13 protein-coding genes are annotated in these 15409 nt (G+C 58.3%); all 13 read left to right on the forward strand.

Translation table 11 applies throughout. From position 1 onward, the window contains the following. The first annotated feature begins 58 nt into the window (after positions 1-58). The 13 genes from ACEE09_RS03275 (at position 59) to ACEE09_RS03335 (ending at position 15204) form a co-directional block, all read left to right on the forward strand. Positions 59-1156, forward strand: a complete 1098-nt coding sequence (locus tag ACEE09_RS03275) for a BMP family lipoprotein (protein ID WP_449082038.1) — start codon at positions 59-61, stop codon at positions 1154-1156. A gap of 224 nt (positions 1157-1380) precedes the next feature. After that, on the forward strand, positions 1381-2994 hold the full coding sequence (locus ACEE09_RS03280) for an ABC transporter ATP-binding protein (RefSeq protein ID WP_449082039.1): 1614 nt from the start codon (positions 1381-1383) through the stop codon (positions 2992-2994). After that, positions 2981-4279: an ABC transporter permease gene (locus ACEE09_RS03285; RefSeq protein ID WP_449082041.1), complete on the forward strand. Its 1299-nt coding sequence runs from the start codon at positions 2981-2983 to the stop codon at positions 4277-4279. The genes ACEE09_RS03280 and ACEE09_RS03285 overlap by 14 nt, the downstream gene beginning before the upstream one ends. A gap of 2 nt (positions 4280-4281) precedes the next feature. Further along, complete coding sequence (locus ACEE09_RS03290) at positions 4282-5574, forward strand: ABC transporter permease (RefSeq protein WP_449082043.1); 1293 nt, start codon at positions 4282-4284, stop codon at positions 5572-5574. A gap of 129 nt (positions 5575-5703) precedes the next feature. Continuing rightward, positions 5704-6105 (forward strand): cytidine deaminase, encoded by a 402-nt coding sequence (locus ACEE09_RS03295; RefSeq protein ID WP_449082045.1) that lies wholly within the window; start codon positions 5704-5706, stop codon positions 6103-6105. A gap of 141 nt (positions 6106-6246) precedes the next feature. Then, on the forward strand, positions 6247-7545 hold the full coding sequence (locus ACEE09_RS03300; RefSeq protein ID WP_449082047.1) for a thymidine phosphorylase: 1299 nt from the start codon (positions 6247-6249) through the stop codon (positions 7543-7545). Between the two features lie 35 nt (positions 7546-7580). Next, positions 7581-9086, forward strand: a complete 1506-nt coding sequence (locus ACEE09_RS03305) for a hypothetical protein (protein ID WP_449082049.1) — start codon at positions 7581-7583, stop codon at positions 9084-9086. Positions 9087-9170: 84 nt separating this feature from the next. Continuing rightward, positions 9171-10436: an adenosine deaminase gene (locus ACEE09_RS03310; protein ID WP_449082050.1), complete on the forward strand. Its 1266-nt coding sequence runs from the start codon at positions 9171-9173 to the stop codon at positions 10434-10436. Positions 10437-10444: 8 nt separating this feature from the next. Then, entirely contained in the window at positions 10445-11137 is a 693-nt protein-coding gene (locus ACEE09_RS03315) for a MazG nucleotide pyrophosphohydrolase domain-containing protein (RefSeq protein WP_449082052.1), read from the forward strand. A 260-nt stretch (positions 11138-11397) separates the two neighbouring features. Continuing rightward, positions 11398-12678, forward strand: a complete 1281-nt coding sequence (eno, locus tag ACEE09_RS03320; RefSeq protein ID WP_449082054.1) for a phosphopyruvate hydratase — start codon at positions 11398-11400, stop codon at positions 12676-12678. Between the two features lie 182 nt (positions 12679-12860). Continuing rightward, positions 12861-13556 carry an FtsB family cell division protein gene (locus tag ACEE09_RS03325; RefSeq protein ID WP_449082056.1) on the forward strand — a complete coding sequence of 232 codons (696 nt, stop codon included), beginning with the start codon at positions 12861-12863 and terminating at the stop codon, positions 13554-13556. Between the two features lie 43 nt (positions 13557-13599). After that, positions 13600-14181 carry a DUF501 domain-containing protein gene (locus tag ACEE09_RS03330; protein WP_449082057.1) on the forward strand — a complete coding sequence of 194 codons (582 nt, stop codon included), beginning with the start codon at positions 13600-13602 and terminating at the stop codon, positions 14179-14181. Positions 14182-14247: 66 nt separating this feature from the next. Continuing rightward, positions 14248-15204, forward strand: a complete 957-nt coding sequence (locus ACEE09_RS03335) for a Ppx/GppA phosphatase family protein (protein ID WP_449082059.1) — start codon at positions 14248-14250, stop codon at positions 15202-15204. Positions 15205-15409 lie beyond the last annotated feature (205 nt).

A 15409-nucleotide genomic window follows, 5' to 3' on the forward strand; every position in this document is an offset into this window, starting at 1 on the left:
ATATAGACGGCGTCAATGATGCGCCGCTGGCTTTCAGGGCTGTACGAAAAGGACCTCCATGGCTTTCTCACGTAAGCACCTTGCATCCACCGGTTCCATCCTGGGTATCTCAGCCCTGCTCTTCTCAGCATGTGGCGCTGCCCCCGAAAACTCATCCTCAGCCTCCGGCGAGAACAGCGACTACCTGGGCTGTATCGTCTCTGACTTCGGCGGCTTCAACGACAAGTCCTTCAACCAGAACTCCTACAAGGGCCTGAAAGACGCTGTTACCGACTACGGTATTGACTTCAAAGAAGCTCAGTCCTCATCAGACACCGACTACGGCCCCAACGTCAACCAGATGGTCCAGTCAGGCTGCAACCTGACCATCACCGTCGGCTTCAACCTGGCCAAGACTACCGAAGAAGTAGCAAGCCAGAACCCCGATATGCACTTTGCTATCGTCGATGATAACTCCATCGAACTGGACAACGTGCGCCCCATCATCTTCGATACCGCCCAGGCTGCCTTCCAGGCAGGCTACCTGGCTGCCTCCCAGACCAAGACCGGTAAGGTCGCAACCTACGGCGGCGCCCAGTACCCCACCGTTACCATCTTCATGGACGGCTTCGCCCAGGGCGTTGCCTACTACAACCAGCAGAAGGGCACCAACGTGCAGGTGCTGGGCTGGAACACTCAGAACCAGTCAGGTACCTTCACCGGGGACTTCGATGACGCCTCAAAGGGCAAGGTCAACACCCAGAACTTCCTGGACCAGGGCGCTGACATCATCCTGCCCGTAGCTGGCCCTGTAGGCGCTGGCACCCTCGAAGCAGTCAAGGAATACAACGCCACCAACCCTGAGCACACCGCCTCCGTTGTCTGGGTTGACGCCGATGGTGTTGAAACCAACCCTGAGTACGCTGACATCATCTTGACCTCTATCCTCAAGAAGATGGACACCGCCGTCACCGAGACCATCAAGGCAGATTTGGACGGCAACTTCACCTCCGATGCCTACATCGGCACCCTGGAGAACGACGGCGTGGCTCTGGCTCCCTTCCACCACTTCGACTCAGCAGTCTCAGGTGAGACCAAGGCTGAGCTCGACAAGATCAAGGAAGACATCATCTCTGGCACCATTAAGGTCGAAACCGCAGGTACCCCCACCGCCTAGGCAGGTAGGTTGGCTGTGGACTCCTAGATAACGGCTCACACCCTCACCCATGAGGGCGTGAGCCGTTTTGTCTGTCTCGCGAACTTACCTCGACGAACTTACCTCGACAAGTAGCCTTTAGCGATAGGTGTCTCAACCGCTAAACTAGGCAACAAACGCTCCTTCACTCTGCAGCCCTCACCCGGCTGTAGCGTGTGCCCGGTTCTCACACAGAAAGCCACCCCATGAAACTCGAACTGCGCAAGGTCACCAAACGCTTCGGTGACTTTACCGCGAACGACAGCATCGACCTTGTGGTCCGCCCCGGCACAGTCCACTGCCTACTGGGCGAAAACGGCGCAGGCAAATCCACCCTCATGAACGTCATCTTTGGCCTCTACCAGCCCACCGAAGGGCAGATGCTTATCGACGACCAGCCAGTTGAGTTCTCCGGGCCCTCAGATGCCATGGCTGCAGGTATCGGCATGGTACACCAGCACTTCATGCTGGTACCCGTCTTTACCGTCGCCGAAAACGTCGCCCTAGGCTCCGAATCTCTTAAAGACGGCACCCTGGACCTAGAAACCACCCGCCGTAAAATTCGAGAAATCTCAGACCGCTACGGGTTCGCCGTTGATCCCGACGCCATCGTGGAAAACCTACCCGTGGGTGTGCAACAGCGCGTGGAAATCATCAAGGCCCTGGTGCGCGATGCAGAAATCCTGATTCTAGACGAGCCCACCGCCGTGCTCACCCCTTCTGAAACTGACCAGCTCCTGGGCATCATGGACCAGCTCCGCAAAGACGGCAAGTCCCTGCTCTTCATCTCCCACAAGCTCCGCGAAGTGCGCGAAATATCAGATGATATCACCGTCATCCGCCGCGGCAAGGTCGTCGGTCAGGCAGATCCCTCTATGTCCACCACCGAGCTAGCTTCGCTCATGGTAGGTAAGGCGGTGCAACTCACCGTCGATAAGGACGAGGCCCACACCAACGACCAGACCTTCGCCGTAGAAAATCTCTCCTTGGTCGCCGATAACGGACTGGCCCTGCTCAAAGACGTCACCTTCACCGTCCAGGGCGGAGAAATTCTTGCCATCGCCGGTGTGCAAGGCAACGGCCAGACCGAACTAGCAGAAACCATCATCGGCTTGCACCCCAAGGCTAGCGGCTCCATGAAACTCAACGGCACCGAGCTACTAGGCAAGACCACCAAACAGGTGCTTCGCGCAGGTGTAGGTTTCGTACCCGAAGACCGCAGCAAGGACGGCCTGGTCGGCTCCTTCTCCATTGCAGAGAACCTGGTCCTGGACCTCTTCGACACCAAAGAATTCTCATCAGCCGGAACCCTCAACCGCACCAAAATTTCTGAAAACGCTGACCGAGTAGGCACAGAGTTCGATATTCGTATGGGCTCCAAGGAGCACGCCGCCTCAACTCTCTCTGGCGGTAACCAACAGAAAATTGTGGTCGCCCGCGAACTCTCCCGCCCCCTCCAACTCTTCGTCGCCTCCCAGCCCACCCGCGGCGTCGATGTCGGCTCCATCGAATTCATCCACAAACGCATCGTCGAAGAACGAGACAAGGGCGTGCCCGTTATCATCGTCTCCACCGAACTCGATGAAGTCTACGGGCTTGCTGACCGCATCGCCGTCTTCTTCCACGGCGAGCTCATGGGCATCGTCCCGCCCAGCACACCCCGCTCCGTCCTTGGCCAGATGATGGCAGGAGCCACCTACCAAGAAGCCCTGGCAGCCTCTACAGACCACCAAGAAACTCCCAGTACTTCCCACGCCGCACACACGGCACCTACCCCCAAGACCCCCTGGGCAGAAGGAGAAGAGAATGAGCGAGCATAAGCCCGCAAACCCGCAGGTAGACCCTGCCCTTGCTGCCGACACAGCAGTCAAAACCCCGCCCCAGGACGCTCCCTCCCAGCTAGTAGCCACACAGAAGCCAACCACCTTTACCCGCATCGCAGGTGGCAGCATCGGCCTGTCTATCGGCGCAGCTCTAGCAGCTTTCATCGTCGGTGGGCTACTGATTGCAGTAACCGACCCGGCCACCCAGAAAGCGGCCTCCTACTTCTTCGCCCGCCCCATGGACACCCTCAGCGCAGGCTGGAACGCCGCCTACCAGGCCTACCTAGCCCTTCTCCAGGGCGCAATCTACAACCCCAAGGGTAGAAGCTTCGCCCAACAGATCCGACCCATTACCGAAACCCTCACTATGGCCACTCCGCTCATCTTTGCGGGCCTGGCCGTAGCACTCTCCTTCCGCGCAGGGCTCTTCAACATCGGTGCTCAGGGCCAAATCATTCTCGGCGCAATCGTCTCCGGCTGGGTTGGCCTCAACGCAGGCCTACCCCTGCCCCTCATGATTCCCCTCATCATCCTCGGCGGCATCATCGGCGGTGCCCTCTGGGGTGGAACCATCGGCCTCCTCAAAGCCAAGACAGGGGCCCACGAAGTCATCCTGTCCATCATGATGAACTACATCGCCGCCCACCTCCTGACCTACCTGCTCAAAACCCCTGTCCTCCAAGCCACCGGTAGCTCCAACCCCATCTCCGACTCCCTCCCCGCAAACGCAGTCTTCCCCCTGCTCCTGGGCAACCCCTTCCGCCTGCACCTAGGTTTCCTCGTTGCCATCGTGGCCGTCATTTTCGTTAGCTGGCTATTGAACCGCTCCACCACCGGCTTCCGCCTGCGCGCAGTTGGTGCTAACCCCAACGCCGCCCGCACCGCCGGAATCTCAGTTGCTTCCGGCTACATCATCGTCATGGCTATTTCCGGTGCCCTCGCAGGCCTGGCAGGTACCGCCCAAGTCTCCGGTACCGAAAAAATTATCACCATCGGCATCGCAGGCTCACTAGGCTTTGACGCCATCACCGTAGCCCTGCTAGGACGCTCCACCCCCTGGGGCACCTTCTTCGCCGCCATCCTCTTCGGCGCCTTCCGCGCAGGCGGCGTGACCATGCAAGTTGCCACCGGAACCAACATCGATATCGTCCTGGTTCTTCAGGCCCTGATTGTGCTCTTCATTGCCGCACCCCCGCTGGTTCGGGCCATCTTCCGCCTGCCTGACCCCACCGGCAAACCCAAGAAAAAGAAGACAGCTAAAAAGAAGGCCGTGGAGGCATAACCATGAGCGTCATCGCAACTTCAAAAACCGCCACCACCAAACCCCAAGAAAAACAGGCCGTTAAAAACTGGAAGAACACCGCCATCTACGGCGTCCTTGCAATTCTTGCTACCTACCTCATCGCCCTCCGCGCCCCCCAAAGCACCCTACGCCTGGGCATCTCAGAGGGGGTGAGCTGGTTCTCCGCCCGGCCCCTGAGCATCAATCCCCACATCTACGGCTGGGTAGCCTCTGCCATTATGCTTGCCCTGGCAGGCTACGCCCTGATTACCACCTCGGTTGGCAAACCCCTAGGCCGCTGGGTAGCGCCCCTCTTCTGGCTGACCTTCGCCACCGGCCTACTCATCTGGGCCATCGGCTCCACCACCAACCCAGAACTCTCCCTCGTCTCCCTACTCAACGGCGCCGTGCTTCTCTCCATCCCCATGATCTTCGGATCCATGGGCGGCCTACTGTGTGAGCGCTCTGGCATCGTTAACATCGCAATTGAAGGTCAACTCCTCCTAGGGGCCTTCTCAGCCGTCATTGTCGGTTCTACCACCGGCAGTCCCTGGGCAGGTCTTCTAGCAGCCATGGTAGGTGGCATGCTTGTCTCAACCCTGCTAGCCCTCTTCTCCATCAAGTACCTGGTAGATCAGGTTATCGTTGGTGTTGTGGTCAACGTGCTGGTCTCAGGTCTGACTGGCTTCCTCTATGCCCGCGTCCTTGAACCTAACGCCGCCACCCTCAACTCAGCTCCCAAGCTACCGGCCTTCGCTATCCCTGGGCTTTCTGAGATTCCGGTGCTTGGGCCCGTCCTCTTCAACCAGAACGTGCTGGTCTATCTCATGTATGTGGTGGTAGCTCTCATCTGGTTCGCCCTGAATAAGACCCGCTGGGGGTTGCGCACTCGTGCAGTTGGTGAGCACCCTAAGGCTGCTGACACCCTGGGCGTGAACGTTAACCGTCTACGCGCCACCAACGTCCTGTTGGCGGGTGCTGTAGCAGGTATGGGTGGGGCCTTCTTCACCCTGGTTTCTGTTTCAGCTTTCAACTCTGATATGACGGCCGGCCAAGGCTACATCGCCCTTGCTGCCCTCATTTTCGGCCGTTGGACTCCTATTGGGGCTCTCTCAGCGGCTCTGCTCTTTGGCTTCTCCCTCAACTTGCAGTTTGTGCTCTCTATTCTGGGCACTAGTGTGCCTACCGAGTTGCTGGCTATGTTGCCCTACTTGGTCACTATCTTCGCGGTGGCGGGCCTGGTTGGGCGCTCCCGTGGCCCTGCCGCTGTGGGTAAGCCCTACATCAAGGAGTAGGTCCGGACGGACGGGTGGCCGCTACCTTCACATGGGGTAGCGGCCACTGCCGTCTTAACGTTCTTAAATTTCGGCTACCGGGGCGTCCGCCTCCCCGTGCTGATAGAAAACTTGCAAAGGAAGATACCAATGACTCCACAAGAGATTGACTGGGACCAGCTCACCGCTGCTGCAACCGCAGCCCTAGCGAACTCTTACTCGCCCTACTCCAACTTCGCGGTGGGCGCGGCTGCCCTGACCACTGATGGGCGTCTGATTACTGGCGCTAATATCGAAAATGCCTCTTACGGGCTGACTCTTTGTGCCGAATGTTCCTTGGTGTCTGAGCTCTTCCGCACCGGTGGCGGCAAGCTGGCTGCCTTTGCCTGCGTTGATAAGGAGGGGAAGGCTCTCATGCCCTGCGGGCGGTGCCGTCAGTTGCTCTATGAGCACAGTGCCCCCGGTATGCTTCTGCGTTCTACTAGTGGGGTGCTGACCATTGAGCAGATGCTGCCGGATGCTTTTGGCCCTGACCGTCTAGCTACCTCCTAAGTTGCTGGACTATTTGTGATCTGGCACCTCTTTGGGGCCCTGCACTGGGGCGTGAACTGGCATACTGGAAGATAAGACCCTAACAGGATGGCAAGAGAAGGTAGGGGAGTGACGCTACACCCCAGCCGGAAAGGTGGGTGCTTGAGCACTGAAGCTTTTGATGCCGTAGATATCATCCGCACTAAGCGCGACCGAGGAACCCTCACCAAGGAGCAGATTGATTGGGTGATTGATGCTTACACCCGTGATTGTGTTGCCGATGAGCAGATGAGTGCTCTGGCTATGGCTATTTTTCTGAACGGTATGAACCGGCAAGAGATTGCCTGCTGGACCGATGCCATGATTCGCTCTGGTGAACGTATGGACTTCTCATCTATTATTGGGCCCGGTAAAAAGGTTGCTACCGCAGATAAGCATTCAACCGGCGGTGTGGGCGACAAAATTACTCTGCCTCTTGCCCCATTGGTGGCCGTGTATGGGGTGGCGGTACCTCAACTTTCTGGCCGCGGCCTAGGCCACACCGGGGGAACCTTAGATAAGCTTGAGGCGATTCCTGGCTGGCAGGCCAATATCTCTAATGAGAAGACTCTCCACATTCTGGGTACGGTTGGTGCGGTCATCTCGGCCGCTGGTTCTGGTTTGGCTCCTGCCGATAAGAAGCTCTATGCGCTGCGCGATACTACCTCAACGGTTGAGGCTATTCCCCTGATTGCCTCATCAATTATGAGCAAGAAAATTGCAGAGGGTACCGATTCTTTAGTGCTGGACGTCAAGGTCGGCTCTGGTGCTTTTATGAAGGACGCCGCCCGCGCCCGCGAACTGGCTGAGATCATGGTGGAGCTGGGCCAAGGGGCCGGTGTGAGAACCAGTGCCTTGCTGACCGCTATGGATACTCCACTTGGTCTGGCGGTTGGTAACGCTAATGAGGTTGCGGAATCTGTTGAGGTTCTTGCCGGTGGTGGGCCTAACGATATTGTTGAGCTCACCGTGGAGCTTGCCCGCGTCATGCTAAAAAATTCTGGTATCGACGCTGACCCGGCTGAAGCTTTAGCCGATGGGCGGGCCATGGATAAGTGGCGTGAGATGATCTCAGCCCAGGGCGGTGACCCTGATGCGCCCCTGCCTCAGGCCCGTGAAACTCATACTATCTACGCAGAGACCAGCGGCACCCTGACTCGCCTGGACGCGCTAGCTGTGGGCATGGCCTCCTGGCGTCTGGGTGCAGGGCGGGCCCGCAAGGAAGACCCCGTGCAACTGGCCGCAGGTATCAACTTGCACGCTAAGCCCGGGGACACCGTCACCGCAGGCCAGCCTCTGATGACCCTGATGACTGACACCCCTGAACGCTTTGCCCGAGCCTTGGAATCGCTCAAAGGCGCTTGGGCTATCGGCGACCATTACACCCCTACCGGCCTGATTCTCGATAGAATCAACGCTTAAAGCTATCTTTGACCTTGCAAGAAAAGAGAAAAATCGTGGGCCTATTTAGCCGCAAAAAAACTCAGGTACCTGCCTCTGACCAGCAGACCGCCCAGCGGGATGTTCTGGCAACTAGCCTTGACACTGAGCAGGCTCCCACCTCTCAGATATCTGAGGCTACTGCCCCTGCCTCACTTCGCCCTGCTCAGTCCGGCGCCGGTGAGGGTCTTAAGGCCGTTGTTAAGCTCATGCGCGCCAAGACAGAAGGCCAAGTGACTTTGAACCTGACCCAGAATGCTGGGGAGATGAAGTACACCCTCTACCAGCGGGGTCAGGAGGTAGAGTCTGGGCTGGTCACTCCCGATACCGAATGGTTCCAGGCTGTAGCTGACCTCTATGTGGAGGAAGAAAAGAGTGAGCGCGGCGCCTGGAACCGGGCCCTGATTGTGGTCAATCCTGCTATCGGCAGTGACGCGGCTGTGCACGCTTCTTTCATGAACACCTCCACCAGCAAGACCCACAACCTCAACTATGCCCTTGATATGGGTGGTACCCCGGAGCAGCAGCTTGAAGACCGTATGAGCCGTATTTCAGCTCGCCTGGCCCAGGACAAAACCCCAGTTGAGACAGCTGTGACCCCTGCCCCCGTTGAGGGCGCTGATGCTGAGGTGGTGGCCTCTTCAGAAGTGACCGTAACGGAAGTACCTGCTGAGCCTGCTGCACAGGAGTCTGCTGATGTAGAGCCTGCTGCACACGAGTCTGCTGATGTAGAGCCCGCTGAGCTGGAATCTGCTGAGGGTATTCCCGCAGATGATGTAACTTCCGCAGACGATGCAAGTCCCGCTGAAAAAGCTGGCGCAGAAGATAGCACTGACCAGCCCACTGACGAAGAGACTGAGAGTCGCCAGCTACCAGCCCACCTGGACGACAACGAATTTGAGACCGAGGACCAGCCCCAAGAACCCGATACACACACCCCGGTTTCTGCCCTGCCCGCGTCCGCACCGACCCTGGATGCGCCCATGAGCAGCACCAGCGTGGACGTTGCCCCCTCCTTCTCTGACCACAGCCAGCCCAAGCCCTCTACCACCAAGAAGGCCAGCGGCAACCTGGTACTCACTGAAGCTGAGGTCGTCTCCCGTTTCGCCCCTGCCTACCAGGCCCTCTTCGGGGCAGAAGGTAGCGCCCGCGACGTCTCTACCGTGCTGATTCGTGTACGTACTCTAGGGTCCTACTACGATGCCCTGACCCATGTTCGTCGTAAGGGCTTCTGGGAGCAGGTGCGCACCTTCGACCTCGTCCCCGAAGAAACCCTGGCCATTTTGCAGCTCAAGGCTGACTCCTACAAGGAAGGTCACGGCTCACCCCTGGCTATTAACATCCGCTTCACTCCTGGCACGCCGGTTGACGTTTCCTTTGACTACGCCGATGAGGAGGCTTTCGTCCGCTACCCTGAGCACCTACCTGCCCAGCAGTACGTTGAGGAGCTACGCATGTTCCCCCGCACCGGTGAGAACATCCCGGCCCACATGAGCGAGGCCCTGGCCTCCTGGACCTTCTAGGCCCTTACCTCCCCTGATATACCCCGCCCCGAAAGAGCCCCAACCCTTTCGGGGCGGGCCCCTTACTGAAAGAGCTAAGACGGCATGAGCACCCCCGCCCCCACCCTGACCTGGTTACAGAAACTCCCCAAGGTCTGCCTGCACGATCACCTCGATGGTGGGCTGCTACCCCAGACCCTTATCGAACTAGCTCAAGAGATAGGGCACACCTTGCCCGCTACCGACTCGCAGGAACTGGGGGAGTGGTTCAAACAAGCAGCGGACTCCCGCTCCCTGGCCCGTTACCTAGAGACCTTTGAGCATACCGTAGCGGTCCTGCAAACTGCCGATAATCTGCGCCGGGTGGCCCGCGAGCACGTGCTCACCCTAGCTGCTGACGGTGTTATCTACGGTGAGGTGCGCTGGGCCCCCGAACAGCACCTGCGCGGTGGGCTGAGCTTGGGCCAGGCTGTTGAGGCGGTAGCAGAAGGCCTGATGGACGGCATGGAAGAGGTCGCTAAGGCCGGTGGGCGAATCCTGGTCAACCAGATTCTCTGCGCCATGCGCCACCAGAAGAATTCCCTCGAGGTCGTGAAAACTGCCCTAAAGTACCGGGCGCTGGGCGTGGTGGGCTTTGACCTGGCAGGGCCTGAGGACGGCTACCCCCCAGCTTTATGCGCCGATGCCCTCAACCTTGCCGCCGAGCACTTCCTGCCGGTGACCCTCCACGCCGGTGAAGCCTTCGGCCTGGCCTCTATCCGCCAGGCCCTAGTAACCGGCCGCGCCCTACGCTTGGGGCACGGTGTGCGCATCACCGAAGATATTACTGCCCGCACACTGGCAGAGATTGACCCCGATGGGTCCTTAATGCCCGGTGCTGACCCCACCCAGAGCGTCCTGCAACTGGGTGAGGTTGCTGAGGCTGTGAAAAACCGCCGTATCGTGTTGGAGACCTGCCCTTGCTCTAACCTGCAGACTGACGCTGCGGAAAAGGCGAGCAGGGTGGGGCAGGGCAAGGACTTTGAACCGGCCCTTACTCATGAGGAGCACCCGGTTGCCTTGCTGTTACAGGCTGGGTTTGCGGTCACTATTAACCCCGATAACCGGCTTATGAGCGCTACCAGCATGACCCGCGAATTTGCTGAACTGGCCACCCACCACGGGTTTGGCGTACCTGAATTTTTTGAGGTCACTTATAACGCCGTTAATGGGGCCTTTTGCTCTTTCGATGAGAAGCAGGCCCTGTTAGCTAGCATCCAGAGCGCTTACGGGCAGTTAGCCTTGGAAGAACCAGGCCAAACCCAGGCACCGGGCCGCCAGGCACCAGAGCAGGCCCCGAATCAGACACGGGCCCAGGCCCAGGGGGAGTGAGGCCAGCCGTGGCAGAGGAAAACACCGCAAGCTCCACCCCAGATAGTCTAGGAGCCAGCTTTGAGCACCTCATGGGGCTCATGCACACCCTCCGCAGCCCCGGCGGCTGCGCCTGGACCAAGGCCCAAACCCACGCCTCTATCATGCACTTCCTGATCGAAGAAACTTACGAGGTCGCTGAGGCCGTTGAAGCACCTGGCGGAATCAACCTGCCCCTGCTGCGCGAGGAACTGGGGGACGTGCTCCTCAACGTCATCTTTCATGCCACCATGGCCTCAGAAACCCCCGCAGAGCAGGGCGGCTTCACCATGCAGGAGGTTATCAATGGCTTAGCTGCCAAGCTGATAGGCCGCAACCCTCACGTCTTTGGGGCCCCGGCAGATAGGCGCGAAAATCTGAGCGCTACCGACATCTCCGAGGCCTGGGACCACCTCAAAAAAGCTGAAAAACCTGAACGCACCGGCCCCTTCGACGGGCTACCCCCGGCCCTGCCTGCGCTCGCTCTTGCCGCTAAGGTCGGGCAGAAAGCTGAGGCTGCCGGGGTTGATGTGAACCCTGCGGACGCTGGTGGGCAGCCTCCTGCCTTCGGTACAGAACAGGAGCTTGGGGCTTATCTTTATGCTTTAGTAGATGCTGCCCGCTCCTGCGGGCTTGATGCGGAACGTGCCCTGCGCACCTATGTGCAGGGGATAACCCAATAAAAGCTGCCCAAATATCGTAGAGGGCACTATTTGGCCCGACGATTTTCTTACCATTGGGTAGTTGTGACCCGTTGGTTAGAATCCACTAAAACCTCAGGGGCCCTGAAGAAAACCGTCCAGATGGGGGATTTCCTGTGTGTTTATGTGGGTGTTTTGGTAGACTGGGGGCATAAATGCGCCCGGGCATGGGAGCCCGGTCAGCCAAGTGGCTGTAGCGCTATATAGCCATTCTCATTTTTTATCCTTCAAGGAGCATTTTCATGGCTTTGATTACCGCAGTTCACGCTCGTCAGATTCTTGACTCACGCGGCAACCCCACTGTTGAGGTTGAGGTTCTGCTTGAAGACGGCGCTTTTGGCCGTGCAGCAGTTCCTTCAGGTGCGTCTACCGGTGAGTGGGAGGCTGTAGAGCGCCGCGATGGCGACAAGGCTGTTTACCTGGGCAAGGGTGTGCTGGGCGCTGTTGATGCAGTGATTGAAGAAATCGCTGAAGAGGTCATCGGCATTGACGCCACTGACCAGCGTGCTGTTGATGCAGCTATGATTGCTCTAGATGGCACCAACAATAAGGGCAAGCTTGGCGCTAACGCTATCTTGGGTGTTTCAATGGCTGTTGCTAAGGCTGCGGCTGAGTCTTCAGACCTGCCTCTCTATAAGTACCTGGGGGGCCCCAACGCTCATGTTTTGCCTGTTCCTATGATGAACATTCTCAACGGTGGCTCACACGCTGACTCTAACGTTGATATTCAGGAGTTCATGATCGCCCCCATCGGTTTTGATACTTTCTCTGCTGCCTTGCAGGCTGGTGTTGAGGTCTACCACGCACTGAAGAGTGTGCTGCACGACCGTGGCCTGTCTACTGGCCTGGGTGATGAGGGTGGCTTCGCCCCTGACCTTGACTCTAACGCTGCGGCCCTTGACCTGATTATTGAGGCTATCGAGAAGGCTGGCTACAAGCCTGGTGAAGAAGTCGCTCTAGCTTTGGATGTTGCTTCTTCTGAGTTTTATAAGAAGGGCTCCTACGAGTTTGAGGGTCAGAAGAAGAGTGCCGCTGAGATGTCTGCCTACTACGCTGACCTAGTTGCCCGCTACCCTCTCGTTTCTATTGAGGACCCCCTGGATGAGAATGATTGGGAGGGCTACAAGACTCTGACTGCTGAAATTGGAGATAAGGTTCAGCTTGTTGGTGACGACCTTTTTGTAACTAATCCCGAGCGTCTGGCCCAGGGTATTGAGGGTGGGGCTGCTAACGCCCTGCTGGTGAAGGTTAACCAGATTGGTTCACTGACTGAGACTTTTGACGCTATGAGCTTGGCTCAGCGTAACGAGTACCGTTGCATGGTTTCTCACCGTTCAGGTGAGACTGAGGATGTCACTATTGCTGATTTGGCTGTGGCTACTAATGCTGGCCAGATTAAGACTGGTGCTCCTGCTCGTTCTGAGCGTGTTGCTAAGTACAACCAGTTGCTGCGTATTGAAGAGGAACTGGGCGATCAGGCTGTTTATGCAGGTAAGAGCGCCTTCCCCCGCTTTGCACGGTAGTCTGCTGTTTCTCTAATGTGAGAGAATAAGGACGCCCGCGCCCCGGCCAGGTTGCCCCTGGCTGGGGCCCTGCCTTTTAAGGAGGGAACAAAGGGAGCCCGAGGCGCTTAGGGTGTTCAGCTTGTACTCAGCTCAGGCGGTAAAATAGGTTACTCACGGATGAGAAGGTGGGAATAACAGGTATGGCACGCACACCGGGGCAGAAGCCCAACCCCATTGCAGCCTTTTTTGGTTTTGGCCTGGGCAAGCCTGCGTCCGCGCCCTCTGAGAAAAAGCGGGCCAAGACCAGCAGACGGGGCCCTGCCCAGTCTCTGCGTGCCAAGACTGCAAGTACTGCCCCCTCTGAGGGGGCGGCAACTCCGGTAGCTGCCCATGCCTTTAGTGGGCACTTCATTACTTTCGCTATCGTGCTGGTGATTATCGCCCTGTCGGTTTACACCCCGCTCACCTCTTTTATCCGCCAGCAAAACGAAATTAATGATGCTAAGGCCAATATCGCCGCCCTACAAACTGAGCAGGAGTCGCTCAAGGCTCAGGTGAGCTGGTGGCAGGACGATAACTATGTGAAGCAACAGGCCCGCAGCCGCCTCTTCTACGTGGAGCCAGGGGAGACCCCCTACCTGGTGGTAGGGCTGGATTCAAGTAGCGACCTGGCAGATGATACGAGTGCCGCCGCTAAAACCGCCCCCGAGGACTCCTGGACCACTAAGTTCTGGGGCTCTTTACAACTGGCGGCTGAAGATACCTCCGTCACCAGCCCCGCCGCCGAACCCCAGAGCACCGATAGCGTTAGCCCATCACCTACTTCCACCTCCTCACCTATTTCCACCTCCTCACCTACTAGCACTGAGCCGCTTACTACCCCCACCCGCCCTTAGCGCCGGTAGACTAGAAAAATCAGCATCATCTTCTAAGGACGCCATGACCACACCTGCCAGCTTTGACCACCAGCCTCACGGCTTTGGTGTCACCGCCGAAACTCTCACCCCCACAGAGCTAGATTTGAAAGTGCTCTCAGCCCAGTTGGGGCGCACTGTGCGCGAGGTTGTAGAGATCCCGGCCCGCTGTGTGTGCGGCAACCCCCTGGTTGCTGCCACCGCCCCGCGCCTAGCTAACGGTTCACCCTTCCCCACCACTTTCTATCTGGCGCACCCTGTCATTACCGCGGCAGCCTCCCGCCTTGAGGCAGAAGGCATCATGTACGAGATGACCGATGAGGTCACCGACGATGCAGAAAAGGCAGCCGCCTACCAGGGCGCCCACGAGAACTATCTGGCAGAGCGCGAACGCATCCGTCTTAAGGCGGGCCTAGAAGAAATACCCGAAATTGAGGGAGTCTCCGCCGGTGGCATGCCCACCCGCGTCAAATGCCTGCACGCCGTTCTAGGCCACACCCTGGCTGTGGGCCGCGGTATCAACCCTTACGGTGATGCAACCCTTGATTTGATTGCCCAGTGGTGGACCCCTGAGACCTGCCACTGCGACCCGGCCTGGCGCAACTAACTCCCTGCCGGCGTCCGCCCCTCACACCTACCCACCTATCCGCTCTACATATCACCGGGAGTAACCATGCGCGTTGGCGCTATCGACTGTGGAACTAACTCAATTCGCCTACTCATTGCCGAGGCTGAAGCCACCGATACTGGTTTTGAGCTCACCGACCTTGAGCGCCGTATGAAGATTGTGCGCCTGGGCAAGGGGGTGGACGCCACCGGCTGGCTGGCCAAAGAATCTTTGGACCGCACTTTTGCAGCAGCGCGCGAATACGCTGAACTTTTGCGTGAGTACCAGGTGGAGCATGTACGCTTTGCCGCCACCAGTGCTACCCGCGATGCGGGCAACCGCCAGATTTTTATCGACGGGATCCGCGAGATCCTGGGGGTAGAACCTGAGGTGATTACCGGCAATGAAGAGGCGGAGCTCTCTTTCGCTGGTGCTGTCTCATCGGTAGGTAACACCGACGAGCTGACCTTGGTGATTGACCTGGGCGGCGGCTCAACCGAGTTCGTGCTGGGAAATAAGGACGGCCTGGCAGCAGCCCGCTCGGTTGATATCGGCTGTGTGCGTATGACTGAACGCCACGTTAGCTCTGACCCTGCCAACGTCACCCAGATTGCCCGCGTCATTGCAGATACCGACCGTGCTATTGCAACTGCAAGCACCTCCGTTGATCTCTCTGCGGCCCGTCGCGTGGTGGGTGTGGCGGGGACCGTCACCACCGTAGCCGCCCATGTTCTGGGTTTGAAGGCTTACGACTCTCAAAAAATTGATCGTGCCGAAATTGATATCAAGGATATCTGCCGGGCTGCAGCCGATATGGTTGCTATGACCAGCGCCGAACGTGCTGCCCTGCCCTATATGCATGAGGGTCGGGTAGATGTTATCCCTGCAGGTTCAATCGTTTGGGCCCGCATTGTTGAGCGCATCAGCCTTCTGACCGGCGGGGCGATTACCAGCGCTATCGCCTCAGAAAAAGATATTCTTGACGGCCTGGCCCTGTCAGTTGCCGCCCGCGCCAGCCACTAGGAGCCTATGATGGCCCTTCGGCGACTTTCCACTGGTACAGCACTGCTAGCTAGTACCCTGGCACTCGTTACTGCCCTGTGTCTGGGGAGCCTACCGGCGGGGGCGATCCCAGCGAGCCCCTCACCCAGTGCGGGTTCTACAGCTAGTGCATCAGCGCCAGCTACCCCCGCTAGTAGCGCTAGCCCTAGTGCGAATGCCAGCCCCA

It is taken from the genome of Rothia sp. 88186D007BW, assembly GCF_053544215.1.

Bases quoted from the DNA above. Each gene is read 5' to 3' on its own strand.
- ACEE09_RS03335 (WP_449082059.1), top strand. From the start codon at position 14,248: ATGCGCGTTGGCGCTATCGACTGTGGAACTAACTCAATTCGCCTACTC.
- ACEE09_RS03285 (WP_449082041.1), top strand. From the start codon at position 2,981: ATGAGCGAGCATAAGCCCGCAAACCCGCAGGTAGACCCTGCCCTTGCT.
- eno (WP_449082054.1), top strand. From the start codon at position 11,398: ATGGCTTTGATTACCGCAGTTCACGCTCGTCAGATTCTTGACTCACGC.
- ACEE09_RS03275 (WP_449082038.1), top strand. From the start codon at position 59: ATGGCTTTCTCACGTAAGCACCTTGCATCCACCGGTTCCATCCTGGGT.
- ACEE09_RS03310 (WP_449082050.1), top strand. From the start codon at position 9,171: ATGAGCACCCCCGCCCCCACCCTGACCTGGTTACAGAAACTCCCCAAG.
- ACEE09_RS03330 (WP_449082057.1), top strand. From the start codon at position 13,600: ATGACCACACCTGCCAGCTTTGACCACCAGCCTCACGGCTTTGGTGTC.
- ACEE09_RS03325 (WP_449082056.1), top strand. From the start codon at position 12,861: ATGGCACGCACACCGGGGCAGAAGCCCAACCCCATTGCAGCCTTTTTT.
- ACEE09_RS03295 (WP_449082045.1), top strand. From the start codon at position 5,704: ATGACTCCACAAGAGATTGACTGGGACCAGCTCACCGCTGCTGCAACC.
- ACEE09_RS03290 (WP_449082043.1), top strand. From the start codon at position 4,282: ATGAGCGTCATCGCAACTTCAAAAACCGCCACCACCAAACCCCAAGAA.
- ACEE09_RS03280 (WP_449082039.1), top strand. From the start codon at position 1,381: ATGAAACTCGAACTGCGCAAGGTCACCAAACGCTTCGGTGACTTTACC.